Annotated in this window: 1 protein-coding gene; it reads right to left on the reverse strand. The window is 57.4% G+C overall.

Annotated features, from left to right (window positions below; genetic code table 11):
• The coding region (locus B7449_RS19515) for a single-stranded DNA-binding protein (RefSeq protein ID WP_048884142.1) at nucleotides 1–216 on the reverse strand (216 nt) is incomplete at both ends.

Raw genomic sequence — 216 nt, forward strand, 5'->3', positions numbered from 1 at the left:
GGGCGCTGTGCAGCGCTCCGCGAGGGACGCTCTTCATCAAAACGTCCATCGCCCGTGCTTCGACCATTGGCCAGCACCTTCAGGTTTCCATCAAACCGATCAATGATGATCTCGGTCACATAACGGTCCTGTCCCTGCTGATGGGTCCATTTGCGTGTCTCGAGATGGCCTTCGACATAGACCAGCGTTCCCTTCTGGCACCGACGTTCGATCACG

The sequence above is a fragment of the Komagataeibacter intermedius TF2 genome, assembly GCF_000964425.1.
Taxonomy (GTDB): Bacteria; Pseudomonadota; Alphaproteobacteria; order Acetobacterales; family Acetobacteraceae; genus Komagataeibacter; species Komagataeibacter intermedius.